Genomic DNA, 24,160 nt, shown 5'->3' on the forward strand with positions numbered 1-24,160 from the left:
ATGTCTATATTGATTAAGCTGCAACAGTTTTGTTTTGCGCTTTTTCCCACAACTCACCTAGAGCACGTTTGTACTCAGTAGGCAGCACTTTCACAAAACGACCGCGGGCATTTTCCCAGTCAGCCAAGAGCGCTTTTGCACGCTCTGAACCGGTGTGGCGGAAATGACGCTCGATCAAGCCTTTCAGAATTTGCTCATCGGTCATGCGCTCGCCACCGTCCTTCACGTCAACAGGGGCATGCCACTGTGATTGAGGCATCTTGGCAATCTGTTCAGCTGAAGGCAATACTTTTTCCAAAGTCGCCATGCTGGTATTGCAACGCTTCTCAAAGAGACCATCTTCGTCATAGACATAGGCAATGCCGCCGCTCATACCTGCTGCAAAGTTACGGCCAGTTGCACCCAACACAACTACAGTGCCGCCAGTCATATATTCGCAACCATGATCGCCGGTACCTTCAACTACCGTTGTTGCGCCAGAGTTACGAACTGCAAAACGCTCGCCAGCAACGCCGTTGAAGAATGCTTCACCGCCGATTGCACCATAAAGAACAGTGTTACCAACAATAATATTTTTCGCTGTATCGCCGCGGAACTCATGCGGAGCACGCACAATTACACGTCCGCCAGACAAGCCCTTACCGACGTAGTCATTGCCATCGCCCACTAAATCTAAGGTGATGCCACGCGCCAAGAAGGCGGCGAAACTTTGACCAGCAGTACCGTTCAATTGAATATGAATGGTGTCATCAGGCAAGCCAGCATGGCCATAGCGTTGAGCAATTTCTCCGGAGAGCATTGCGCCAACAGTACGGTTGACGTTCTTCACGGGAACAATGAAAGAGACTTTCTCGCCACGCTGTAATGCAGGCTCACTCTTCTCAATCAGAATATTATCTAGGGCGCTATCTAAACCATGATCTTGGGTCAGGATCTGATAACGAGGCGCATCTTTAGCCACATTAGGCTCAGCAAAAATCTTGCTGAAATCTAAACCATGCACTTTCCAGTTCTCAATACCTTTGCGTGTATCCAAGAAATCAACGCGACCGATCAAATCATCAAACTTACGAATACCAAGTTGTGCCATGATCTCGCGTACCTCTTCGGCAATAAAGAAGAAGAAGTTCACAACATGCTCTGGCTTACCGGAGAACTTTTTACGCAACTCTGGATCTTGTGTAGCAACGCCAACTGGGCAAGTATTCAAATGACACTTACGCATCATGATGCAACCCTCAACAACTAATGGTGCTGTTGCAAAACCAAACTCATCTGCACCCAACAACGCACCGATCACAACATCGCGACCTGTTTTCATTTGACCGTCGGCTTGCACACGAATACGGCTACGCAAACCGTTGAGCACTAACGTTTGTTGAGTTTCAGCCAAGCCCAATTCCCATGGGGAACCAGCGTGCTTAATAGAAGATAGTGGTGATGCGCCTGTACCGCCGTCATGCCCAGCGATCACAACGTGATCTGCTTTCGCTTTAGCAACACCGGCAGCAATCGTGCCAACACCGACTTCAGAAACCAACTTCACAGATACATCAGCTGCTGGGTTCACGTTCTTCAAGTCGTGAATCAACTGGGCGATATCCTCAATAGAGTAAATATCGTGGTGCGGAGGAGGAGAAATCAAACCAACGCCTGGCACGGAGAAACGCAGCTTACCGATGTAATCGGAAACTTTGCCCCCCGGCAATTGACCACCTTCGCCTGGCTTAGCGCCTTGAGCCATCTTGATCTGAATCTGATCAGCAGAGCGCAAGTATTCAGTAGTAACACCGAAACGGCCTGAGGCAACCTGCTTAATTCTGGAGCGCAAAGAATCACCATCAAGCAAAGGAATATTTGCTTCAACTACATCATCACCCAAAATGCTGGCTAGGGTTTCGCCCTTCTTAATAGGAATGCCTTTGAGTTCATTGACATAACGATTTGGATCTTCACCACCCTCGCCAGTATTGGACTTACCGCCAATACGGTTCATTGCAATTGCCAAAGTAGCATGTGCTTCAGTAGAGATGGAGCCTAAAGACATCGCGCCCGTTGCAAAACGTTTGACGATTTCTTTTGCTGATTCGACTTCATCCAAAGGAATTGCTTTAGCTGGATCAATCTTGAACTCAAACAAGCCGCGCAATGTCATCTGACGCTTAGTTTGATCATTGATGATGTTGGCGTACTCTTTATAGGTCTGATAACCCTTATCGATACCAATACGAGTGGAGTGCTGTAATTTAGCAATCGTATCCGGAGTCCACATATGGTTCTCACCACGAATACGGAATGCATACTCACCACCTGCATCGAGCATATTGGTCAAGACTGGATCATTACCAAATGCGGACTGATGCATGCGTAATGCCTCTTCAGCCACTTCAAATACGCCAATACCACCCACGTTAGATGGAGTGCCTTTGAAGTAATGGTCAATAACGTCTTTATTTAAACCAATCGCTTCAAAAATCTGTGAACCGGTGTAAGACATGTAAGTAGAGATACCCATTTTGGACATCACTTTTTGCAAGCCCTTACCAACCGCTTTGACAAAATTCTTTACAGCTTTTTCTGCTGATAGATCACCCGATAGACCTTTAGCCATTTCAGCTAAAGTTTCCATTGCTAAGTACGGATGAACTGCTTCTGCACCATAGCCAGCTAGGAGAGCAAAGTGATGCGTCTCTCTCGCGCTACCTGTTTCTACAACGAGACCAACGCTAGTACGCAAACCTTTTTCCACCAAGTGCTGGTGAATCGCTGAAGTTGCCAGCAATGCGGGAATTGCCACATGCTGCTCATCAACCTGACGATCACTTACGATCAGGATGTTGTAACCAGAGCGAACCGCATCAGCCGCTTCGGCACACAACGATGCTAAGCGAGCTTCAATACCTGCTTTGCCCCAAGAAGCTGGGTAGCAAATATCCAACTCATATGAGCGGAACTTACCATTTGTGTAATGACCAATGTGACGAATTTTGGTCATGTCGTCAAAATCTAAAATCGGCTGACTTACTTCCAAGCGCATTGGTGGGTTGATATTGTTGGTATCCAACAAATTCGGCTTAGGTCCAATGAAGGACACCAAAGACATCACCATGTTTTCACGGATGGAGTCAATCGGAGGGTTGGTCACCTGCGCAAACAATTGCTTGAAGTAGTTATAGAGCGGCTTGTTCTTGTTAGAGAGCACCGCTAATGGGCTATCGTTACCCATTGATCCAATGGCCTCTTCGCCATTCATGGCCATTGGTGCCATGAGGTACTTAATATCTTCTTGGGTATAACCAAAAGCTTGCTGACGATCTAATAATTTTGCTGCTGGGCGAATGGTTGTTTTTTCATCAACCAAATCATCTTTGCTTGCATCAACCTCATCAAGCTTGACGCGTACTGCATCGATCCAGCTCTTATATGGCTTCGCTTTAGAGACAGCATCTTTTAATTCGATGTCATCAATAATGCGGCCCTGCTCCATATCAATCATGAACATCTTGCCTGGTTGCAAGCGCCACTTTTGAACAATCTTGCTTTCTGGAATTGGCAATACGCCAGCTTCTGAGCCCATGATGACCAGGTCATCATCAGTCACGTAGTAGCGCGCTGGACGCAAACCATTGCGGTCCAAGGTGGCGCCAATCTGTCGGCCGTCTGTAAACGCCATCGCAGCAGGGCCATCCCATGGCTCCATCATTGCTGCATGGTATTCATAGAATGCGCGGCGATTTTCATCCATCAATGAATGCTGTTCCCATGCTTCTGGGATCATCATCATCATGGCTTGTGCCAATGGATATCCTGACATTACCAATAACTCTAAACAGTTATCAAAACAGGCAGTGTCAGATTGGCCCGGATAAATCAGTGGCCATAATTTTTTGAGGTCATCACCCAACACCGGGGAACTGATCGCGCCTTCACGTGCATTCACCCAGTTCACGTTACCTTTAACGGTATTAATCTCTCCGTTGTGCGCAATCATGCGGTATGGGTGAGCTAACTCCCATGCAGGGAAAGTATTTGTTGAGAAGCGTTGATGCACCAATGCCAATGCAGAGACAGTGCGTGGATCTTGCAAATCTTTGTAGTACGCGCCCACTTGATTCGCCAACAGCAAGCCCTTGTAAACAATGGTGCGAGCAGACATGGATGCAACAAAATATTCTTTGCCGTGCTTTAAATGTAAATCTTGGATTGCATGACTTGCAGTTTTGCGAATCACGTACAACTTACGCTCTAGCGCATCGGTTGTCATGATGTCACGGCCACGTCCGATAAAAATTTGACGGATAAATGGCTCTGTCATTTGTACAGTTGGAGACATGGGTAACTTCACATCGATAGGCACATCTCTCCAACCCAAAACAACCTGGCCTTCTAAGCGAACGGTACGCTCCAACTCTTGTTCGCAAGCCAAACGGGAGGCATGCTCCTTAGGCAAGAAAATCATACCGACGCCGTACTCACCGAATGGCGGCAACTCAATACCTTGCTTAGCCATTTCTTCGCGATACAAAGTATCTGGGACCTGAATCAAAATTCCAGCACCGTCACCCATCAATGGATCAGCACCAACTGCGCCCCGATGGTCTAAGTTCTCAAGAATTTTCAACCCTTGAGCAACAATCTCATGTGACTTCTTACCCTTAATGTGCGCGACGAATCCTACGCCGCATGCGTCATGCTCATTTTGCGGATCGTATAGACCCTGCGCGATTGGACGAAGGTCTGTATTCATTTGTGTAGTCATGGTATTTCCGTGTGCCCTTGAGGCCTGATTACTTTTGGAGGATCAAATATAGGTGAATACCCATGCTGATGCAATAGAAATAAAATGACTCTGTCCCGTTTAAATTAGGTCAGCACTAAAATGAATTGGTATAAAAGGGACAGAGTCATATTTTTAAGGCGCCTCGGTATAGCAGCATAACCTCAAAAAACTCTCTAACTTATTGAATTAATTGAAGTTAATTTCTTAGGGCGCCCACGATGGCGAATCAATGTCTGCTCGGGATTATCTTTAAATAGCTTTTTAGCGTAAATATCACTTACCCAGGGCTTTGATCTCACTAATGCTTCGGTAATTTGACGATCCTCCCAGTGGGGCGCCCCCTCCCTCACAAAGGTCGCCCAGGTCATTTGACGTTCAAAAGGAGTATTACCCAGTTTCCAAAAGTGCTGGTGATCAACCAACCAGGGCTCGGCATTTCCACCAATATGGGATGCAAAACTGGTCCAAGTGGAATCTTGGGGGCTAGATTCAAATCCCGCCCTTACTGGATTGAGCTCTATATAGCGCTGACAGCGTAAAAAATAATCAGGGTCTATGAGTGAGGAACGATAACGTCCCTCCCAAATCGTTCCTGAACGGTGGTGTTGTTGATTGAAATACTGGGCATAACGCCTACCAAGAGATTGCATCGTCTTAGCAAGCGAATCTACGTTTTGGGGAGTCATCAAGAGATGAACATGATTTGGCATTAAGGCATACGCGTGTACTGCACTGCCAAATTGCTTTGCTGCTTCTCGTAGCCAATCTAAATAGGTGCGGCGATCCGCATCATTCAGAAAAAGAATTTCCCGATTATTGCCGCGAACCATGACATGCATTGCTTGGCCGGGAATAATGGTGCGAGCTTGCCTTGCCATTGCTAAAACGAACTACTGAAGTTCGCGCACACCACCATTATTAGAAAATTCGGGAATAAACCAATCACCATCAACTTGGGTTACTCCTGCAGGAACTTCGCGACCTTGTTGTGGTTCATCCTTTAAAGCGGTGCTCATATAAGAAATCCACATTGGTAAAGCAAGGCCACCGCCAGTTTCACGATCACCCAAACTTGATGGTTTATCAAATCCAATCCAGGCAATAGCTACTACCTTTGGGTTATATCCAGCAAACCAAGCATCATGTGAATCGTTCGTTGTGCCCGTTTTACCGGCTATGTCACTGCGCCCTAATTTGGCTCTCGCACTTCCTGCAGTTCCAGTTTTTGTAACCTCTTGCAACATGCTATCCATTACAAAGGCGGTTCTTGCATCCAATACTCGGGGGGCATCTTCATGCGCACGAGTAGGTTTGGCTTCAAAAAGAATAGTGCCTTTTGAATCCGTCATCTTATTAATTAAGAATGGGTCTACGCGATAGCCACCATTCGCAAACACGCTATAGGCAGATGCCATTTGCAAAGGCGTCACAGAGCCTGCACCCAAAGCCATAGTTAAGTAAGGCGGATGCTTCTCCTTCTCAAAGCCAAAACGCTGAATATATTCTTGCGCATAGGATGGGCCGATAGCGCGAATTAGTCGAACTGAGACTAAGTTTTTTGATTTGGCTAAAGCAGTACGCAAGCGCATCATGCCCTCATACTTACCATCGTAATTCTTTGGCTCCCAAGCTTGGCTACCAGTTTCCATGCTGCCAATGGATAGAGGCGCATCGTTCACCATCGTGCTCGGAGAAAAACCTTTTTCAATTCCGGCAGCATAAATAAATGGCTTGAATGAAGATCCTGGCTGGCGTTGAGCTTGAGTCACATGATTAAATTGATTGCGACGGAAATCAAAACCACCTACCAAGGAGAGGATCGCGCCCGTCTCGGCATTCATAGAAACAAAAGCTGCTTCAACTTGTGGCAGTTGAGCCAGCTTCCAAACACCTCCATCAGAAAGCAATCTCACAATAGCGCCAGGGCGTAATCGTTTTTTGGGTTGAGTGCTATCTGTTAAAGAAGCGGCAGCCAACTTCATACCCTCACCTTTGAGCGTAATCGTATCCCCTGTTGAAATCATGACTTGCATTTCTTTTGGCTTGATATCAAGCACTACCCCAGACTGCAAATCATCTAGCTGGGGGTATGCCAACAAAGCTTCATCAATCGCTCGCTGACGCTTCACAGTCTCCTCGGGTAAATCAATAAATCCTTCTGGACCACGATATGCGTGACGCAAATCATATTCAAAGATACCGCGGCGAACTGCCCTATAGGCAGCATCTTGATCTGCCTTCAGGATCGTAGTGTAGACATCGATACCCTGGGAATAAATTGCTTCGCCGTATTGCGTGAATAACAATTGACGCACCATCTCTGCAGCAAAATCGGCACGGGTGCTGAATTCATTTCCAAGACCGCGAATATGCAATTCTTCTGCCATGGCAATTTGATACTGCTCAGGTGTGATGTATGACAAGTCACGCATCCGCTGCAAGATATATTCCTGACGAATTTTGGCGCGACGGAAATTGCTGACAGGGTTATATGCTGATGGTGCCTTTGGCAAACCAGCCAACATCGCTGACTCAGCAATCGTGATGTCTTTTAGTTCTTTGCCGAAATAGATTTGGGCTGCACTTGAAAATCCATAGGCCCTTTGTCCCAAAAAGATCTGATTCATATAAATCTCCAGAATCTTATCTTTGCTTAATTGAGACTCAATTTCCCAGGATAGGAGAACTTCGTAAATCTTGCGGCTAAAGGTCTTCTCATTGCTGAGGAAGAAATTCCTGGCTACCTGCATCGTAATAGTTGAGGCGCCCTGAGAGAGATTGCCACGCAAATTGGTGAGAGTGGCTCTTAAGATGCCAACATAATCTACGCCACCATGGGAGTAAAAGCGATCATCCTCAATGGCTAAGACGGCATTACGCATACTCATTGGGATTTCATTTAAAGGAATCACCTTGCGGCGCTCCTCCCCAAACTCACCAATCAGGACTTTGTCAGCCGTATAGATGCGCAATGGCGTTTTGGGGTTGTAATCCACCAATGCCGAGATCTTCGGTAAATTTGGCTTTGCTATTAAAAAGGCATATCCCAACAACAAGGTAACCACCACAGCAAAGACCATGCTGATAATGAGCAGTGCCTTAATAAGGGGGTTACTTCCTGATTTTCTAGATGAGAAATGCTCCGCTCTTGGCTGACCAGGACGTCTATCAGGCTGTCGGTTAAACCGCCGATTCAAGGGCGGTTTGTCTTTTGGGGGTAGAGCCATAGTTCTAAATTATAGGGTGCTTACGTATTTTTCCTGAAAGCTCCAAAACCCTTGTTTGGAAGATTTTGGGGTTCATTTTTCTGACGCCGATTTCTACTTTCCCTGATCGCCTTTACTATCCCTAAGGCAAACAATATGGCATGCCTCCACGCCATATTTCCCCCCAGTCTTTTGATGACATTCTGAGTGAGCTGGGGGATGACCCCGCCATTCCAGATCCCCATGGAATTCGCAAAACATCTACCTTGCCCAGAGCTGAGACACCACCTCAAAATAAGCATCCAAAGACCACCTTTTTTCCGAAATCCCTTGAGTTCAACAACCTTACTTTCAGCCCACTTTGGATCTTAGGCGGGATCTTATTGCTCTGCGGGGGAAGCCTCTTTTTCTATTTTGAGCACACTAAATTTGTAGCTGAAGAGGAAACAAGCAGCCTACAGAATCAACTGTTGGCACTTAAAGAAGATTTTGAGTTTTCTCAAAGTGAATGGCACTCTGAGCGAGATGATCTATATGAGGCAATAGATGAAATGGAAGTAAGTATTCACTCAATTAACACAAAACCGCCAATTCAGACGGCTCAAAGCAATCTGGCAGCCATCCCGTATGAGGCTGATCTACGTCGATGGAGGTATTTGGGTATCGCCAGCATGGGGGCAGCCGAGCAAGCCTTTTTTCACACTGGCAAATCCACAAGGATGGTTGCCAAACAAGATCTAGTTTTAGGGGATTGGCGCCTGACTCAAGTCGACAAAGAGCTCGCTGTCTTGAACCATCCCAGGGGCAAGTCCATCACTTTTAAGTCAAACCAACCAGAGTGACTCTATTGAAGATCTTACTAAAAACCCCCATCAAATCACTCCTCCTAGTAACAGCTTTTTGCTTCAATCTAGCCTTAGGAAAGCATCCTGAAGCAAACCCCTCGAGCGGGCCAAAAGATAGTCGTATTAGTCTGCAATTTAGCCAAATTGAAATGACTGAGCTTTTGCAGGTTTTAGCAAAAATGGGGAATACAAACTTCCTCCTGAGTGAATCCATTCAAGGCAAGATCTCAGTAGACCTTAAGGACACTCCTTGGCAAACTGCTCTCCACTCCATTCTTGCCAGCCGGGGTTTACGGCTTGTTCGCAACGGGGACATTTACTGGATTGGTCCTCACGCTGAAATTCAAAGTTTTCAAAAGTTTCGGCGGGAAGATGCTGCCCTGCCTTTTGGGGGCGATCATATTAATAGCCCACGCCAGATCCTGATTGAGGCTCGCATCGTCGAGGCTGATCAGCGCTTTGCACGTGAGCTCGGCGTCAAACTCGGATACCAAGCCAAAGGTATTGGCAATCACCCAGACCAAAACGCTAGCGCCAATCTCGATCTTGCAGGAGCTGGCTTGGCTGGCTTTAATCCCGCCACACTAGCTGCTACCCTGGTTTCTAGGAATTCCGCCAGGCAACTACAAATGGAGCTCTCAGCACTGGAATCTGATGGTCAAGGCAAAATTCTCTCCAATCCCCGCATCATGACTGGCGATCAAGTTAAGGCTACGATTGAGCAGGGAACTGAGCTCCCCTATCAAGTCAGCTCTCAAAGCGGGAGCAAATTACAGTTTCGCAAAGCCAATTTGCGCCTAGAGGTATTACCCAAAATACATCCAGATGGGAAGATCTCAATGTTAGTAGGGATCAATAAAGACACTATTGGCATGAAAACTGAGCAAGGTTATGCGATTGACACCAAAAACCTCAGTTCTGAGGTCACAGTGGAAAATGGTGGCACGGCAATCATTGGCGGCATCTTTCAAACCACTGAACGCGATGATGAGGTCAAGGTTCCGCTGCTAGGCGATATTCCCTTGATTGGGCATTTATTCCGCCATAAATCCAAATTAGCCGATAAAACTGAGTTATTGGTCTTCTTAACCCCCACCGTGCTGGACAAACACTAATAAAATCGAAGGGTGAACTCTTCATCCAACAATATTTTTCTGATTGGCCTCATGGGCGCCGGGAAGTCGACCGTCGGTAAATTGTTGGCCAAGAAATTAGGTCGCCGTTTTTTAGATGCCGACCATGTGATTGAAGATCGTTGCGGAGTCAAAATTCCTGTCATCTTTGAAATGGAAGGTGAAGATGGATTTCGTAAGCGCGAAGCGCAGGCCATCAAAGACATTACAGCAGAGCACGATGTCATTTTGGCAACCGGTGGCGGCGCTGTGCTCCTTCCTGAAAATCGTCAATTCCTCAGCGAAAGAGGAACCGTAATTTATCTCCATGCTAATCCGATGGAGCTTTGGCATCGCACCAAAGGTGGCGAAGGTAGACCGCTACTTAAAAATGGTGATGCAAAAAAGATTCTAGAAAACCTCTACGCTATCCGTGATCCCCTGTATCGCGAAATCGCCGACTATGTCATTGAGACTGGAAAACCCAGCGTCAATCAACTAGTCAACACCCTCATCATGCAACTCGAACTCTCCGCATAAATTTATCCATGAAAACATTAGAAGTTGATCTAGGCAATCGTAGCTACCCCATTCATATTGGTACAGATTTAATAGATCAGCCAGAATTATTTAATGCCTGCGAAAAATCTACATCGATTTATATCGTTACTAATACGACAGTTGGGCCTTTATATGCAGATCGTCTCACCAAGACTTTAGAGAAGTTCGGTAAGCCCGTTAGAACGATTGTGCTGCCTGATGGAGAGTCTTATAAGGATTGGAAAAATCTTCAATTGATTTTTGATGACCTCCTTAAGTTTGGGGCTGATCGTCAAACCATGTTGGTAGCATTGGGTGGTGGTGTCATTGGCGATATGACTGGCTTTGCTGCTGCCAGCTTTATGCGCGGCATTCGTTTCATTCAAGTACCAACAACCCTATTAGCTCAAGTGGACTCCTCTGTCGGCGGCAAGACCGGTATTAACCACCCGCTCGGAAAAAATATGATTGGGGCGTTTCATCAGCCAGCCGCAGTCATTGCAGATCTCAACACCTTAAAAACATTACCTGCACGCGAACTCTCTGCTGGCTTAGCTGAAGTAGTGAAACATGGTGCAATTGCCGATGCCGAGTTCTTAAGCTGGATAGAGGCCAATGCAAAATCTTTATTGGCATGCGATACCAATGCAATGGCACATGCCGTATTACGTTCTTGTGAAATTAAATCGGCCGTTGTTTCAGCGGATGAGAGAGAAGGTGGCATTCGTGCAACCCTCAATTTCGGGCATACCTTTGGTCATGCAATCGAAGCCGGCATGGGTTACGGCGAGTGGTTACATGGTGAAGCTGTAGGTTGCGGCATGGTCATGGGCGCAGACCTCTCACGCCGCCTGAACTTCATCACCCAAGATGAGGTTAATCGCTTAACTCAAATTATTCAGTCTATGAATCTGCCGATTGCGCCTCCCAAGTTTGGCGCCCAACGCTATATGGAATTAATGCAAGTAGATAAAAAGACTGAAGGCGGTCAAATCCGTTACGTCGTTTTAGAAAAAATTGGCAAAGCTCAAATTAAAAGTGTTCCCGATGCTCAGGTCATCGAGACCCTGGCGGCAACTGGTGCAGTTTAATTTCTATAGAGATTCGATCTTTATTTCTGAAGCAAGCCAATAACAATCGATTTTCCAGCTTGGGCGCTAGCAAATTCTGATAAATCGCCCAATAGTTCGCGCCCCGTTTTAGTATCTAGCCAGAGTGGGGAAGCCAAAGTTCCCGCCCAGCGATAGTGATAACCGCCAGATTTAGCTGCTACCCAGATTTCATGTAAAGGCGGTTGGGTATTGACCACAATCACGCTACGATCCCTAAATCGAATATTGATGACGTTACCACCCTGGCGCTCCACATCTAAGTCCAGATCCAGAGCATCATCTGCAGCCTCTAATGCCACCTCAATGGACTGCAATAAATTGCTGCCCAACTGATGAAATTGCTTATCGTCAATGGTTTCCACAGTCAAATTACTTGGCTTCGTATTCGAGTCCTGCATGCTATATTCAATCATTCGTTTTAGAGACATTCATGATAGCGATTCTTAAAAGAACTCTCGGCATTAGCCTTCTAATATCCCTTGTTGGGTGTGGGGTAAGAGGGCCCTTATATTTGCCAAATGTGCCGCCAGCACCTAGCCCTCCCTCTGAGCCAGAGCCCAAAGGCAAGCTCTATCCGCCCCAAAGCCCTGCTACTACCAACCCAACACCGACCAAGCAATGACAAGTAAAGCGATTCCACTCCCCGACTTAGCTGGATTTACAGAGCGCAATGGAAATTGGTATGCAGAAGAAATTCCTTTGTCCGATTTGGCAAAAGAGTTTGGCACGCCTTTATATGTCTATAGCAAAAAAGCGTTAACCGAGGCGTATCAAGCCTATGACAAAGCATGCGTCGACTCCTCTGGCAAAAGACGTGCTCGTGTCCACTATGCAATGAAGGCCAATAGCAATCTAGCGGTGATTGATTGCTTTAAACAATTAGGCTCCGGCTTTGACTTAGTTAGCGGTGGCGAATTGGCTCGCGCCCTTGCAGTTGGCGCAGATCCAAAAAGTTTGGTATTTGCAGGTGTTGGTAAATCTGCCCATGAAATCGCTCAGGCATTGCAAGCAGGTGTTAAATGCATCAATGTGGAATCAATTGCTGAGCTGCATCAAATTAATCGAGTTGCTACAAAACTCAATTGCCGTGCCCCAATTTCTTTGCGCGTGAATCCTGATGTTGATGCACAAACACATCCCTATATTTCCACTGGATTAAAAGGCAATAAATTTGGCATCGCTTATCACGAGGTTCTCAATACATATCGTGAAGCTGCATTACTTTCACAAATTGATGTGGTGGGTATTGATTGCCATATTGGCTCACAAATCACAACTACCGCACCGTATCTAGATGCACTTGATAAGGTATTGGAGTTAGTGACTCAATTGAAAAAAGAAGGCATTGAGATCCATCATCTCGATCTAGGTGGAGGCCTTGGCATCTCTTATGGAGATGACAATCCGCCTGACATCACTGAGTTCACCAATACCTTACTCAACCGTGTTGCTGAGCGCGGCTTTGCGCATCTCGATGTAGTGTTGGAGCCCGGCAGATCCCTGGTGGGCAATGCTGGCGTGCTTTTGACCCAAGTGGAATATCTCAAGCCTGGTGCTGAGAAAAACTTTTGCATTGTGGATGCGGCAATGACAGAGTTGATGCGTCCCGCTCTCTATGAGGCTTATCACAGCATTGTTCCAGCCCAAACAAAACAAGTCGCAAGCTCCACTTATGACATCGTCGGACCTGTATGCGAATCTGGTGACTGGCTTGGAAGAGATCGCACGCTAGCAGTTGAGGAAGGTGATCTACTTGCCATTCTGTCTGCTGGTGCATATGGTTTTGTAATGGCATCCAATTACAACACCAGACCTAAACCTGCAGAGATTATGGTTGACGGAAAAAATGCGTATGTCATTCGTGCACGAGAAAATGTTGCCGATCTCTTTGCTAGTGAAACTATCCTGCCGAACTAAATTTAATTAATAACGCATTTAGGTAAATTTCTAGGTAATAAAAAACCCCGCTACTTCAGCGGGGTTTTTGTTTTGTACTGAACGTAACTATTAATGCAAGCCAGCCATGTAATCAGCAACAGCTTTCATTTCTTGATCAGAAAGCTTAGTTGCAATCGTTGTCATCTGAGTGCTATTTTTACGAGTGCCTTCACGGAAAGCGATCAACTGCGCAGTGTTGTACTCAGCCCATTGGCCACCCATGCGTGGGTACTGTGATGGGATACCGGCACCAGTTGGGCTATGGCATGCCGCGCATGCTGGAACACCTTTAGCGGCAATACCACCACGATAAATGCTTTGACCCAATTCAATCGTGTCTTTATTTTGAGCAACACCTTGTGAAACTGGCTGACTGGCCAAGTAAGCAGAAATATTATTCATATCTTGCTCAGTTAGGGTGGCGGCCATACCCATCATGACTGGATTAGCGCGTGAACCATCTTTAAAGTTCTTGAGCTGCTTAGTGGTGTAAGCAGCATGCTGAGCAGACAATTTAGGCCAAGTAGCGGTAGCGCTCTGGCCCTTAGGACCGTGGCAAGTCAAGCAGGCGGTCACGCCACGGCTAGCATCGCCGTTAGAGTAAAGCGCTTCACCAACGGCAGGATCGACTTTAGGTTTGCCTGGAACAACTGGCTTGGCAGCGGTTTCTGCCATCGGGGCGGCAGCTGGGGCTGGATCTGCAGCGCTTACAACGCCAGAGAAACTAGACATCGCCAGAAATAAGCCGGCGGCTAGGCTAGCGCTTACGCTAGTTAATTTGGAGATTTGAGAGGTTTGACGCATTATGTTTACCTTGGCAAAAATTCCTAAAAGTGTTTGGGCCCTACTTTTACAACCTTTTACCCAACACCATGAGATATTTCATGATTTTGCGTGATTTTACAATAGCTTCTGAACATGTCTAAACTCTTTCAAGCCCGATTCGCGACCACAGTCAATGACACCCATTGCCTGCCTGCCACACCACTCCGAGAGGTGGCCTTTGCTGGCCGCTCAAATGCAGGCAAATCCAGCGCAATTAACGTGCTTTGCAACCAAAAACGCCTCGCTTTTGCCAGTAAAACGCCAGGACGTACCCAACACATTAACTATTTTGGGCTTTTTGCAAAAGATGATCTTTTAGCCTATTTAGTGGATTTACCGGGATATGGCTATGCAGCAGTCAATCATGAGACTAAATACCACTGGAATACCCTTCTAAGCGATTATTTGCAGGAACGGGAGCAACTGGTAGGCATGGTCCTGATCGTGGACTCCAGACGCGGTATCACCGATCTGGATGAGCAAATGATTCAGTGGTTTGTGCCGACTGGCAAACCAATCCATATTTTGCTTAGCAAGTGCGACAAGCTCAACAAAAGTGAGTGCAAGCATGCTTTAGAAGCTGTGCGCAAACAGTTGCAGCAATATGATCCAGCGCTGCCTGATGGCAATGGTGAATCCAAACAACTTACGGCACAATTATTCTCAAGCACGAAGCGCATTGGTCTTGAAGAGGCCGACGATATTGTTATTAAATGGTTATTTGAAGCAGAGACTCAAGAAGATGAAATCACAAGCTAACTCTTTGTTGAACTTTCCGACGCATCGCCCACGTCGCATGCGTCGTGATGATTGGTCGCGTCGCCTGATGCAAGAGAACAGCGTTTCTGCCAATGACTTGATCTATCCAGTGTTCCTACTTGAAGGCCAAGGTAAATCAGAAGCTGTTGCCTCAATGCCTGGCGTAAATCGTGTTTCATTAGATTTACTTTTTGGCGTAGCCGAAGAATGCGTTGCATTAGGCATTCCTGTGATGGCACTCTTTCCGGTGATTGATGCATCTCTGAAAACGCCTGATGGGAAAGAAGCTTTTAATCCCAATGGATTAATTCCGACTGCAGTACGTGAACTCAAGAAACGCTTTCCTAACTTAGGCATCATGACAGATGTTGCACTTGATCCTTACACAAGTCATGGTCAAGATGGTGTCTTAGATGAGCAAGGTCGCATTCTGAATGATGAGACCACGGCAATCTTGGTGCAACAAGCTATTGCTCAAGCGCAAGCTGGTGTTGATATCGTTGCACCATCAGACATGATGGATGGTCGCATTGGAAAAATTCGTGAGGCACTAGAGCAGAACAAGCTCATTCACACTCGCATCATGGCCTACTCCGCTAAATATGCTTCTGCTTTTTATGGGCCATTTCGTGATGCAGTAGGTTCGGCAAAAAATTTAGGCAAGGCTGATAAAAAAACTTACCAAATGGATTGCGCCAATACTGATGAGGCTTTGCGGGAGGTTGCACTCGATATCAACGAAGGTGCTGATATGGTGATGGTCAAACCTGGCATGCCTTACCTAGATATCGTGCGCAGAGTCCGTGATGAATTTAATTACCCTACTTATGCATACCAAGTCAGTGGTGAGTACGCCATGCTCAAAGCTGCAGCACAAAACGGTTGGCTTGATCACGACGCTGTAATGATGGAATCTTTGCTTGCATTTAAACGTGCTGGCGCAGATGGCATCTTGACTTACTTCGCGCTCGAAGCTGCACGTCTTATCAAAGCAAGCAAATAAATTGATGGTGAAGACTGAATAAGTAAAAACTTATTCAGTCTCAAGTAATTTAATTTGCTAGTACTTTTTTCAAGCGCTCAGCAAAACGCTGTGGCGGCATATAGCCAATTACACGTTGATCTTTTAACTCTTCAGAATTGAGATCAAAGATCAAAATTCCGGGCGGGCCAAATAATCCAAAGCGCTTCAACAAAGCCTGATTCTCAGGGCTATTCTTTGTAACATCGGCTTGCAGCAAAACAAACTTCTGCAGCTCTTGATTCACTTCAGGATTTGCGAAAGTATTGACTTCCATCTCCTTGCAAGAAATGCACCAGTCTGCATAAAAATCTAAGAGCACTAATTTCTTTTGTTCTTTTGCTTGGGTTAAGAATTGCTCTAACTGCGCGCTAGATTCAATCACAGTAAAACTTACACTTCCAATCTGATGCTGGCGCTGACCATTGGCCATGATCTTGCCGGCTTCACTACTACCGCTTTGTAATAAAGGAGATGCAATCCAGGCCGCCGTTGCCACCAATAAAACACCTAATGTTCTTTGCAACCAAACCATCCAGATACCTGTTGATGGAATGAGGATACGCGCTTCAATAGCAATAAAGAGGAGTGGTAAGCCCATACCCAAGGCCATTACAAAAAGGAGGCCTGCCCCCAAACTCATTGAGCCTGTTTGGGCAATGAAAGCGAGCACTCCAGCCAAAGGGGCGGTAATGCAAGGGCTGGCGACTAATGTAGAAATTCCACCCAGAGCAAAGGCACCCGCAAAACTGCCGCCTTTGTGACGCCCTGCTAATTGGTCTACCTTTTGCTGCCAAGACTGGGGCATTCTGAGCTCATATAGGCCAAATAGGCTGCCTGATAGGGCTAATAGAAGCAATGCAAAACCAATCAGCGCTATAGGGCTCTGTAGCGCTCTTTGGACACTGCCACCCAAGGCAGCCATCAAGACTCCCGCTAATGCGTATACGCATGCCATACCGAGCACATATGCGACCGCTAATAAGCTTGCGCGACCCTTGCTAATGGATTGCTTACCCTGAGTTCCAAATACCACGCTCGAGAGAATCGGCAGCATCGGAAGAACACAGGGAGTGAAAGCTAATGCCAGGCCCAGAATAAAGAAAGCTAGGAAAAGATATCCAGTTGGCGTGCTTTCTAAGAAGCGACTAATAGCATTAACGTCATCACGCTCACGCCATACATCTATTAGGCTCAATTCTTTTTTGGGGGTCGAGCCTGAAGTAGCTCCATCCAATATCTCTGGAATTGGCCCTGCCTTTACTCCAGGGCCTGCAAGCAAAAACTTGAGGGTCATTGGTGGATAACAAATTCCCGCTTCAGCACAACCTTGTAACTCCAATTCTAAGTAAAGCGGCTTCCCTATTTCTGCTTTTCTATCTAGCGTAAGAAGAAATGTCTGCTTATAAACCTGCATTTTCTTTTGAAAAGTCTCGTCATACTTTTCAATCCCGACAGGGAGCGATGCCTTTACAGGCCCTAATTTGCTGGGCTCAGACCCCATCTTGAAATGCAGGGATTCTTGATAGATGTAATAACCCTTGGCTGGAAAAATCTCCAACTCAATGTCATTCGTATTAACTGCCCATGTTGCTTCAGCCTGAAATGCCTTCTCAGGCGGCAGGAATTCTTGGGCTGCAAAAGCATTGCCAACAAAGAATAAGCATGTAGCTAGAACCGGGATGAATTTATTAATCAATCTCATGGCACTCACTTTACCTCGGCCTGCACCCACTTGCCATACAGCGCTTCATATTTTTCAGGAGCGTAGGCAATCACCTCTGGCAAATCATAAGGGTGATTACTTTTAATGAAATTAGAAATACCCGCCCATTTATCTACAACTGTCTTTGCTGACAATAAAACTTCACTTGCTTCGCAAATCTTGCCTTCCCAGCGATAGATGGAATGCACACCCTCTTGTATTTGTACGCAGGCAGCCAGACGGCTTTCAATCAATTTATGCGCCATCTTCTTTGCATCTTCAAGCGATGCAAAGCTGGTAACAACAATCAGCAATTCGGTAGATTTATCTAGGGTCATCATGTATTTATAGCCGTATAAATGAAAAAAGCCAGACCGAAGCCTGGCTTTTAATCTTGCTAAAAGGCTTAAGCCTCTTCAGCCACTGCTGTTTCTTCAACTTCTGGACGATCTACCAACTCAACCAAAGCCATAGGTGCATTGTCGCCATGACGGAAGCCAAACTTCAAAATACGAAGGTAGCCGCCTGGACGAGTTGCGTAACGTGGGCCGAGCTCTGTGAAGAGTTTGGTCACGATATCGCGATCGCGTGTGCGATTGAATGCTAAGCGACGGTTTGCTAAGTTATCTTTTTTACCCAAGGTAATTAAAGGCTCAACAACCATGCGCAATTCTTTTGCTTTTGGCAAAGTGGTTTTAATCACTTCGTGCTCCAAGAGTGAATTGGACATGTTGCGCAGCATCGCCAAGCGATGTGATGATGTTCTGTTTAGTTTGCGTAAGCCGTTTCCGTGACGCATGATGCTTCCTTTCTAATTATTTCTCGAGGTTAGCTGGAGGCCAGCTTTCGAGTTTCATGCCAAGACTTAAGCCACGAGCCGCCAATACATCTTTGATTTCATTCAAAGACTTACGACCTAAATTAGGCGTCTTCAACAATTCATTCTCTGTACGTTGAATCAAGTCACCGATGTAGTAGATGTTCTCAGCCTTCAAGCAGTTTGCAGAGCGCACTGTGAGTTCGAGATCATCAACCGGACGCATCAACATTGGATCAACCATTGAAGAGCGGCTTGGTGCGAGATCACCAGAAACTTCGCTGCTTTCGAGGGCCGCGAATACAACTAACTGATCAACCAAAATGGTAGCGGCTTGACGAATCGCTTCTTCGGGAGACAACACACCGTTTGTTTCGATTGTCATTACGAGACGATCAAGGTCGGTACGTTGCTCAACACGAGCAGACTCAACAGCATAGCTAACACGGCTTACTGGGCTAAATGAGGCATCCAATACGATGCGACCAATGATCTTGGTAGCTTCGTCATGGTACTGACGCATATTGCCTGGTACATAGCCACGGCCTTTTTCAACCTTGATCTGCATATCTAACTTACCACCAGCTGATAAGTGAGCGATAACGTGATCAGGGTTAATGATTTCTACATCATGTGGCAAGTCGATATCTTTTGCAGTAACAACGCCTGGACCTTCTTTACGCAAATTGATAGTAACTTCGTCACGTGACTGCAACTTAAATACGATACCTTTGAGGTTCAACAAAAGGTTAACTACATCCTCTTGAACGCCATCTAATGTGGAGTATTCATGAACAACACCAGCAATTGCTACTTCAGTTGGTGCATAACCAACCATCGAGGACAACAAAACACGACGTAATGCATTGCCGAGTGTGTGGCCATAGCCACGCTCGAACGGCTCCATAACAACCTTAGCTTGGTTGGCGGTAAGCGCTTCAACAGAAATAATTTTTGGCTTGAGCAAATTTGTTTGCATATTTTTTCCTTGAGAGTGCTAATTAGCGTGAATACAATTCGACGATCAAACTTTCATTAATTTCGCCGCTAATATCTTCACGGTCAGGCACTTGCTTAAATGTTCCCTCGAGCTTGGCTGCGTCAACTGAAACCCAAGTAACAGCTGCCATTTGTCCAACCAAATTGAGTGATTCTGTAATACGCGCTTGCTTCTTCGCTTTTTCACGAATCGCCACTACATCACCAGGCTTAACCTGAATAGATGGAATGTTTACTGGGTTGCCATTGAGCAAAATTGCGCAATGAGAAACCAATTGACGCGCTTCAGCACGAGTAGAACCAAAGCCCATGCGATACACCACGTTGTCTAAACGTGACTCAAGCAACTGGAGCAATGTTTCACCAGTGTTGCCCTTACGACGCTCAGCTTCTGCGAAGTAACGACGGAATTGACGCTCTAATACGCCATAGATACGCTTAACCTTTTGCTTTTCACGCAATTGATTACCGTAATCAGATGTTCTTGAGCCAGATGTACGGCCATGTTGACCAGGCTTAGTATCTAACTTGCACTTGTCTGACAGGGCGCGACGTGCGCTCTTTAAAAATAAGTCGGTACCTTCCCGACGTGCTAATTTGGCCTTAGGCCCTAAGTAACGTGCCACGATGCTTTCCTTTCTTTGCCGCAGTCTTACGACCGGCGGTGAGTTCACCCTTTAATTCAGATGAACGGTGGGCTTTAATAAAAAACTACTAAAACTGTTGTACTGCCAACATCCAAGCTTAAATACGACGACGCTTAGGAGGACGGCAACCATTGTGTGGAACTGGAGTTACGTCTTGAATCTCAGTGATCTTGATACCCAATGAGTTCAATGCGCGAACTGCTGATTCACGACCTGGGCCCGGGCCTTTGATCTGAACTTCCAAATTCTTGATACCGCATTCAATGGCTGTCTTACCAGCAACTTCAGCAGCTACCTGAGCAGCAAAAGGTGTTGATTTACGTGAGCCCTTGAAACCCTGGCCACCAGATGTTGCCCATGAAAGCGCATTACCTTGGCGATCAGTGATCGTAATAATGGTGTTATTAAAAGATGCGTGAACGTGTGCAATACCGTCAGCAACGTTCTTTTTAACCTTCTTGCGTGCGCGCTGTGAAGCTGCAGAAGCGGATTGTTGTTTTGCCATGTCAATAAACTTTCTTGATTATTTCTTGAGTTGCACGCCAGACTTACGTGGGCCCTTGCGGGTACGCGCGTTAGTCTTAGTACGTTGACCACGTACAGGCAAGCCCTTACGATGACGAACGCCACGATAGCAGCCTAAGTCCATCAAACGCTTGATGCTCATCGTTACTTCACGACGAAGGTCACCTTCAGTGATGAACTTACCTACTTCATCACGCAACTTTTCCAAGTCACCGTCTGTAAGATCTTTAACTTTTTTGTCGATAGCAACACCTGTGGTTTCACAAATTTTGCGAGCACGTGTTGTGCCGATGCCAAAAATTGCTGTTAAACCGATAACAGTATGTTGATGATTTGGGATATTTACCCCAGCGATACGTGCCATGAGATTTCCTCTTAATTAACCAGATCAGCCTTGACGCTGCTTATGACGTGCGTCTGAAGAACAGATCACGCGCACAACGCGTTTGCGCTTAATGATCTTGCAATTTCTGCAAATACACTTAACGGATGCCAAAACTTTCATAACTCACCTCTAAAAAAATATGTACTACTTAATCTTTACTTCGCTCGGAAAATGATTCTGGCGCGCGTCAGGTCGTATGGAGTCATCTCCACCGTCACCTTATCTCCTGGCAGAATGCGGATGTAATGCATCCTCATCTTTCCAGAAATGTGCCCTAGAACCACATGTCCGTTCTCTAGCTTCACGCGAAACATTGCGTTCGGCAAATTCTCAATAATTTCTCCCGCCATCTGAATTACATCGTCTTTAGACATTCAGTTAAGCGCCCATCTTAAAGTTAGCTTTTTTCATCAAAGAACCATATTGTTGTTGCATTACGAATGACTGAACTTGAGCCATAAAATCCATTGCAACAACGACAATAATCAACAATGAAGTACCGCCAAAATAGAATGGCACGTTGTACTTCAACACTAAGAATTCTGGCAACAAGCAAACCAAAACCATATAAATTGCACCAGCCAATGTCAAACGAACCAAGATCTTGTCGATATAACGGCCAGTCTGATCGCCAGGTCGAATACCCGGAACAAAGGCGCCGCTCTTCTTCAAGTTATCTGCTGTTTCACGGCTGTTGAAAACCAAAGCTGTGTAGAAGAAGCAGAAGAAAATAATTGCAGCTGCATACAAAATTGTGTAGACAGGTTGGCCTGGGGCTAATGTTGCCGCCAAGTCTTTAATAATTCTGCTGAACATATTGGTAGGCTCGCCCGATGTAAACCAGCCAGCAATCGTTGCAGGGAACAAAATAATAGATGAAGCAAAAATTGGAGGGATAACACCAGCCATGTTCAACTTCAATGGGAAGTATGAAGACTGACCACCATATACCTTATTACCAACTTGGCGCTTAGCGTAGTTCACCAAAATACGGCGCTGACCACGCTCTACAAATACAACAAAATAAGTCACTGCAATACAAATCACTACGATGAGTAATGCGGATAGGATATTCATGGAACCGGTGCGCACTAATTCAAGCAAGCTACCGATTGCAGTTGGCAAGCCAGAAACAATGCCGCCGAAAATAATAATAGAGATACCGTTGCCAAGACCGCGCTCAGTGATCTGCTCACCGAGCCACATCAAGAACATCGTGCCAGTAACTAAAGTTACCACTGTATTCAATTCAAACATCAAACCTGGGTTGATAACTAAGCCTGGTTGGGCTTGCAATGCAACTGAAATACCCAATGCTTGGAATGTTGCTAAGAACACAGTGCCATAACGGGTGTACTGAGTAATCTTACGCTGTCCTGCTTGACCTTCTTTTTTCAAAGACTCCAAAGAAGGAACAACAATCGTCATTAACTGCATGATGATCGACGCAGAGATGTACGGCATGATTCCTAAAGCAAAAACTGTAAAGCGCGATAAAGCACCACCTGAGAACAGGTTGAACATACCTAAGATGCCATCTTTTTGACCAGAGAACAATTGAGCCAATTGGTCAGGGTCAATACCTGGAACAGGAATGTGTGCGCCCAAACGGAACACGAGCAAAGCCAAAACCAGGAATATCAAGCGTTGGCGTAATTCGCCAAACTTGTTTCCTGATTGAGCAATATTTGCTGTGTTGGTAGGAGCGAGTGCCATCGTTTACTAAAAACTAATTAAACCAAGTCAACCAATTTGCCGCCAGCCGCTTCAATAGCTGCTTTTGCACCCGCGGTTGCTGTAATACCTTTGAGGGTCACAGCAATTGACAGTTCGCCAGTCTTAATGACTTTGACTGCATTGATTTGCTCGCCAGCAAAACCGTGAGCTCTCAAAACTAACAAGTCTACTTCTGGCAAGTTGATTTTTGCTAAGTCATTCAAAGTGATTTGACCAACGTGACGACGTGTCAAAGACACGAAACCGCGTTTTGGCAAACGACGATACATTGGCATCTGTCCGCCTTCGAATCCAACCTTGTGGAATCCGCCGGAACGTGATTTTTGACCTTTGTGACCGCGGCCTGCAGTTTTACCAAGGCCTGAACCGATGCCGCGACCTACGCGACGACGATTTTTCTTGGATCCCTCTGCGGGTTTGAGTGTATTGAGTTGCATATTCTTCGCCTATTTACTTGCTAGTTATTAGCCAATGACTTTAACTAGATAAGAAACTTTATTAATCATTCCGCGAACAGCTGGAGTGTCTTCCAATTCTGAAACAGAATTGATACGTCCGAGGCCTAAGCCACGAACAGTTGCACGGTGGCTTTCGCGTGTGCCGATCAAGCTGCGTACTAATTGCAGTTTGACTTTGGAGTTAGATGTTGTCATTTATAGATTCCTAATCTTTTGGTCTTAGCCGAGAATCTCTTCAACTGACTTACCGCGCTTAGCAGCAATTTCAGAAGGAGTGCTCATCTTGCTCAAGCCATCAATCGTTGCACGAACCATGTTGTAAGGGTTTGTTGAGCCAAGTGACTTAGCAACAACGTTAGTTACACCCATTACATCGAAGATTGCGCGCATTGGGCCACCAGCGATAACGCCAGTACCGTCTTTAGCTGGAGAAATCATCACGCGTGATGCGCCATGCTTACCAATCACAGTGTGTTGCAAAGTACCTTTACGTAAGGAAACTTTGATCATCTTGCGACGTGCTTCGTCCATTGCCTTTTGAACAGCAACTGGAACTTCTTTTGATTTGCCTTTGCCCATGCCGATACGACCATCGCCATCGCCAACTACAGTGAGTGCAGCGAAGCCGAGAATACGACCACCCTTAACCACTTTAGTTACACGATTAACAGCAATCATCTTCTCGCGAAGACCGTCATCACGCTCTTCGTTTTGCATCTTGTTTTGCATTTTTGCCATGTTTTTTCCTA

At 46.0% G+C, this 24,160-nt stretch carries 26 protein-coding genes; 8 read left to right on the top strand and 18 right to left on the bottom strand.

Going from position 1 to position 24,160, the window contains the following annotated elements:
• Positions 1-13: 13 nt before the first annotated feature.
• The 3 genes from ICN16_RS09000 to ICN16_RS09010 form a co-directional block, all read right to left on the bottom strand.
• Positions 14-4,759, bottom strand: a complete 4,746-nt coding sequence (locus ICN16_RS09000) for a glutamate synthase-related protein (RefSeq protein ID WP_216136694.1) — start codon at positions 4,757-4,759, stop codon at positions 14-16.
• 194 nt (positions 4,760-4,953) lie between these two features.
• Positions 4,954-5,658 (bottom strand): transposase, encoded by a 705-nt coding sequence (locus tag ICN16_RS09005; protein WP_216136696.1) that lies wholly within the window; start codon positions 5,656-5,658, stop codon positions 4,954-4,956.
• Between the two features lie 12 nt (positions 5,659-5,670).
• Positions 5,671-8,007, bottom strand: coding sequence for a penicillin-binding protein 1A (locus ICN16_RS09010; RefSeq protein WP_216136698.1), 2,337 nt, complete (start codon positions 8,005-8,007; stop codon positions 5,671-5,673).
• Positions 8,008-8,147: 140 nt separating this feature from the next.
• On the opposite strand from ICN16_RS09010, the gene ICN16_RS09015 reads away from it, so the two are divergent.
• Genes ICN16_RS09015 through aroB form a run of 4 tightly spaced genes read left to right on the top strand, consistent with a single transcriptional unit; the run spans position 8,148 to position 11,574 of the window.
• The gene (locus ICN16_RS09015; RefSeq protein WP_216136700.1) at positions 8,148-8,828 is read left to right on the top strand and encodes a hypothetical protein; all 681 of its coding nucleotides are present in this window, start codon (positions 8,148-8,150) and stop codon (positions 8,826-8,828) included.
• Between the two features lie 5 nt (positions 8,829-8,833).
• Positions 8,834-9,946: a secretin and TonB N-terminal domain-containing protein gene (locus ICN16_RS09020; RefSeq protein ID WP_255533714.1), complete on the top strand. Its 1,113-nt coding sequence runs from the start codon at positions 8,834-8,836 to the stop codon at positions 9,944-9,946.
• A gap of 12 nt (positions 9,947-9,958) precedes the next feature.
• Positions 9,959-10,483: a shikimate kinase gene (locus ICN16_RS09025; RefSeq protein WP_215302357.1), complete on the top strand. Its 525-nt coding sequence runs from the start codon at positions 9,959-9,961 to the stop codon at positions 10,481-10,483.
• Positions 10,484-10,491: 8 nt separating this feature from the next.
• Positions 10,492-11,574 carry a 3-dehydroquinate synthase gene (aroB, locus tag ICN16_RS09030; RefSeq protein ID WP_216136703.1) on the top strand — a complete coding sequence of 361 codons (1,083 nt, stop codon included), beginning with the start codon at positions 10,492-10,494 and terminating at the stop codon, positions 11,572-11,574.
• 20 nt (positions 11,575-11,594) lie between these two features.
• Here aroB and cyaY read toward each other — a convergent pair whose 3' ends face one another.
• Entirely contained in the window at positions 11,595-12,023 is a 429-nt protein-coding gene (gene cyaY / locus ICN16_RS09035; protein ID WP_255533715.1) for an iron donor protein CyaY, read from the bottom strand.
• Positions 12,024-12,025: 2 nt separating this feature from the next.
• Here cyaY and ICN16_RS09815 point away from each other — a divergent pair, with 2 nt between their 5' ends.
• Both ICN16_RS09815 and lysA read left to right on the top strand, forming a co-directional pair.
• Positions 12,026-12,217 (top strand): lipoprotein, encoded by a 192-nt coding sequence (locus ICN16_RS09815; protein ID WP_223146542.1) that lies wholly within the window; start codon positions 12,026-12,028, stop codon positions 12,215-12,217.
• The gene (lysA, locus tag ICN16_RS09040) at positions 12,214-13,512 is read left to right on the top strand and encodes a diaminopimelate decarboxylase (protein WP_216136706.1); all 1,299 of its coding nucleotides are present in this window, start codon (positions 12,214-12,216) and stop codon (positions 13,510-13,512) included. Before ICN16_RS09815 ends, lysA begins: the two co-directional genes overlap by 4 nt.
• Before the next feature lie 90 nt (positions 13,513-13,602).
• Here the strand turns inward: lysA and ICN16_RS09045 are convergent, their stop codons facing one another.
• Complete coding sequence (locus tag ICN16_RS09045) at positions 13,603-14,337, bottom strand: cytochrome c (RefSeq protein WP_216136708.1); 735 nt, start codon at positions 14,335-14,337, stop codon at positions 13,603-13,605.
• 114 nt (positions 14,338-14,451) lie between these two features.
• Between ICN16_RS09045 and yihA the strand changes: the two genes are divergently transcribed.
• Together yihA and hemB are read left to right on the top strand one after the other, a co-directional pair.
• The gene (gene yihA, locus ICN16_RS09050) at positions 14,452-15,117 is read left to right on the top strand and encodes a ribosome biogenesis GTP-binding protein YihA/YsxC (RefSeq protein WP_216136711.1); all 666 of its coding nucleotides are present in this window, start codon (positions 14,452-14,454) and stop codon (positions 15,115-15,117) included.
• A complete protein-coding gene (gene hemB, locus ICN16_RS09055; protein ID WP_370625628.1) occupies positions 15,101-16,120 on the top strand; it encodes a porphobilinogen synthase in 1,020 nt (339 codons plus the stop codon). The genes yihA and hemB overlap by 17 nt, the downstream gene beginning before the upstream one ends.
• Before the next feature lie 49 nt (positions 16,121-16,169).
• Here the strand turns inward: hemB and dsbD are convergent, their stop codons facing one another.
• From dsbD to rpsE, 13 genes are all read right to left on the bottom strand, one after another.
• On the bottom strand, positions 16,170-17,843 hold the full coding sequence (gene dsbD / locus ICN16_RS09060; RefSeq protein ID WP_216136714.1) for a protein-disulfide reductase DsbD: 1,674 nt from the start codon (positions 17,841-17,843) through the stop codon (positions 16,170-16,172).
• Between the two features lie 5 nt (positions 17,844-17,848).
• The gene (gene cutA / locus ICN16_RS09065; protein ID WP_216136715.1) at positions 17,849-18,184 is read right to left on the bottom strand and encodes a divalent-cation tolerance protein CutA; all 336 of its coding nucleotides are present in this window, start codon (positions 18,182-18,184) and stop codon (positions 17,849-17,851) included.
• A 65-nt stretch (positions 18,185-18,249) separates the two neighbouring features.
• On the bottom strand, positions 18,250-18,642 hold the full coding sequence (gene rplQ, locus ICN16_RS09070; protein WP_015420256.1) for a 50S ribosomal protein L17: 393 nt from the start codon (positions 18,640-18,642) through the stop codon (positions 18,250-18,252).
• A 16-nt stretch (positions 18,643-18,658) separates the two neighbouring features.
• Positions 18,659-19,639, bottom strand: coding sequence for a DNA-directed RNA polymerase subunit alpha (rpoA, locus tag ICN16_RS09075; protein WP_015420255.1), 981 nt, complete (start codon positions 19,637-19,639; stop codon positions 18,659-18,661).
• A 22-nt stretch (positions 19,640-19,661) separates the two neighbouring features.
• Positions 19,662-20,285, bottom strand: a complete 624-nt coding sequence (gene rpsD / locus ICN16_RS09080; RefSeq protein WP_068320135.1) for a 30S ribosomal protein S4 — start codon at positions 20,283-20,285, stop codon at positions 19,662-19,664.
• Positions 20,286-20,403: 118 nt separating this feature from the next.
• Positions 20,404-20,811, bottom strand: a complete 408-nt coding sequence (gene rpsK, locus ICN16_RS09085) for a 30S ribosomal protein S11 (RefSeq protein ID WP_015420254.1) — start codon at positions 20,809-20,811, stop codon at positions 20,404-20,406.
• Between the two features lie 18 nt (positions 20,812-20,829).
• Positions 20,830-21,195 (bottom strand): 30S ribosomal protein S13, encoded by a 366-nt coding sequence (gene rpsM / locus ICN16_RS09090; RefSeq protein ID WP_015420253.1) that lies wholly within the window; start codon positions 21,193-21,195, stop codon positions 20,830-20,832.
• Positions 21,196-21,219: 24 nt separating this feature from the next.
• Positions 21,220-21,336 carry a 50S ribosomal protein L36 gene (gene rpmJ / locus ICN16_RS09095; protein WP_012357167.1) on the bottom strand — a complete coding sequence of 39 codons (117 nt, stop codon included), beginning with the start codon at positions 21,334-21,336 and terminating at the stop codon, positions 21,220-21,222.
• 35 nt (positions 21,337-21,371) lie between these two features.
• Entirely contained in the window at positions 21,372-21,590 is a 219-nt protein-coding gene (gene infA / locus ICN16_RS09100; protein WP_015420252.1) for a translation initiation factor IF-1, read from the bottom strand.
• Between the two features lie 4 nt (positions 21,591-21,594).
• On the bottom strand, positions 21,595-22,932 hold the full coding sequence (gene secY, locus ICN16_RS09105; protein WP_216136717.1) for a preprotein translocase subunit SecY: 1,338 nt from the start codon (positions 22,930-22,932) through the stop codon (positions 21,595-21,597).
• Between the two features lie 17 nt (positions 22,933-22,949).
• Positions 22,950-23,390, bottom strand: a complete 441-nt coding sequence (rplO, locus tag ICN16_RS09110) for a 50S ribosomal protein L15 (RefSeq protein WP_015420250.1) — start codon at positions 23,388-23,390, stop codon at positions 22,950-22,952.
• 27 nt (positions 23,391-23,417) lie between these two features.
• On the bottom strand, positions 23,418-23,606 hold the full coding sequence (gene rpmD / locus ICN16_RS09115; RefSeq protein WP_015420249.1) for a 50S ribosomal protein L30: 189 nt from the start codon (positions 23,604-23,606) through the stop codon (positions 23,418-23,420).
• 24 nt (positions 23,607-23,630) lie between these two features.
• Positions 23,631-24,149, bottom strand: a complete 519-nt coding sequence (gene rpsE, locus ICN16_RS09120; RefSeq protein WP_100379470.1) for a 30S ribosomal protein S5 — start codon at positions 24,147-24,149, stop codon at positions 23,631-23,633.
• Between the last annotated feature and the right edge of the window lie 11 nt (positions 24,150-24,160).

Origin of the sequence: Polynucleobacter sp. es-MAR-4, assembly GCF_018882055.1 — a bacterium.
In the GTDB taxonomy this organism is placed as follows: Bacteria; Pseudomonadota; Gammaproteobacteria; order Burkholderiales; family Burkholderiaceae; genus Polynucleobacter.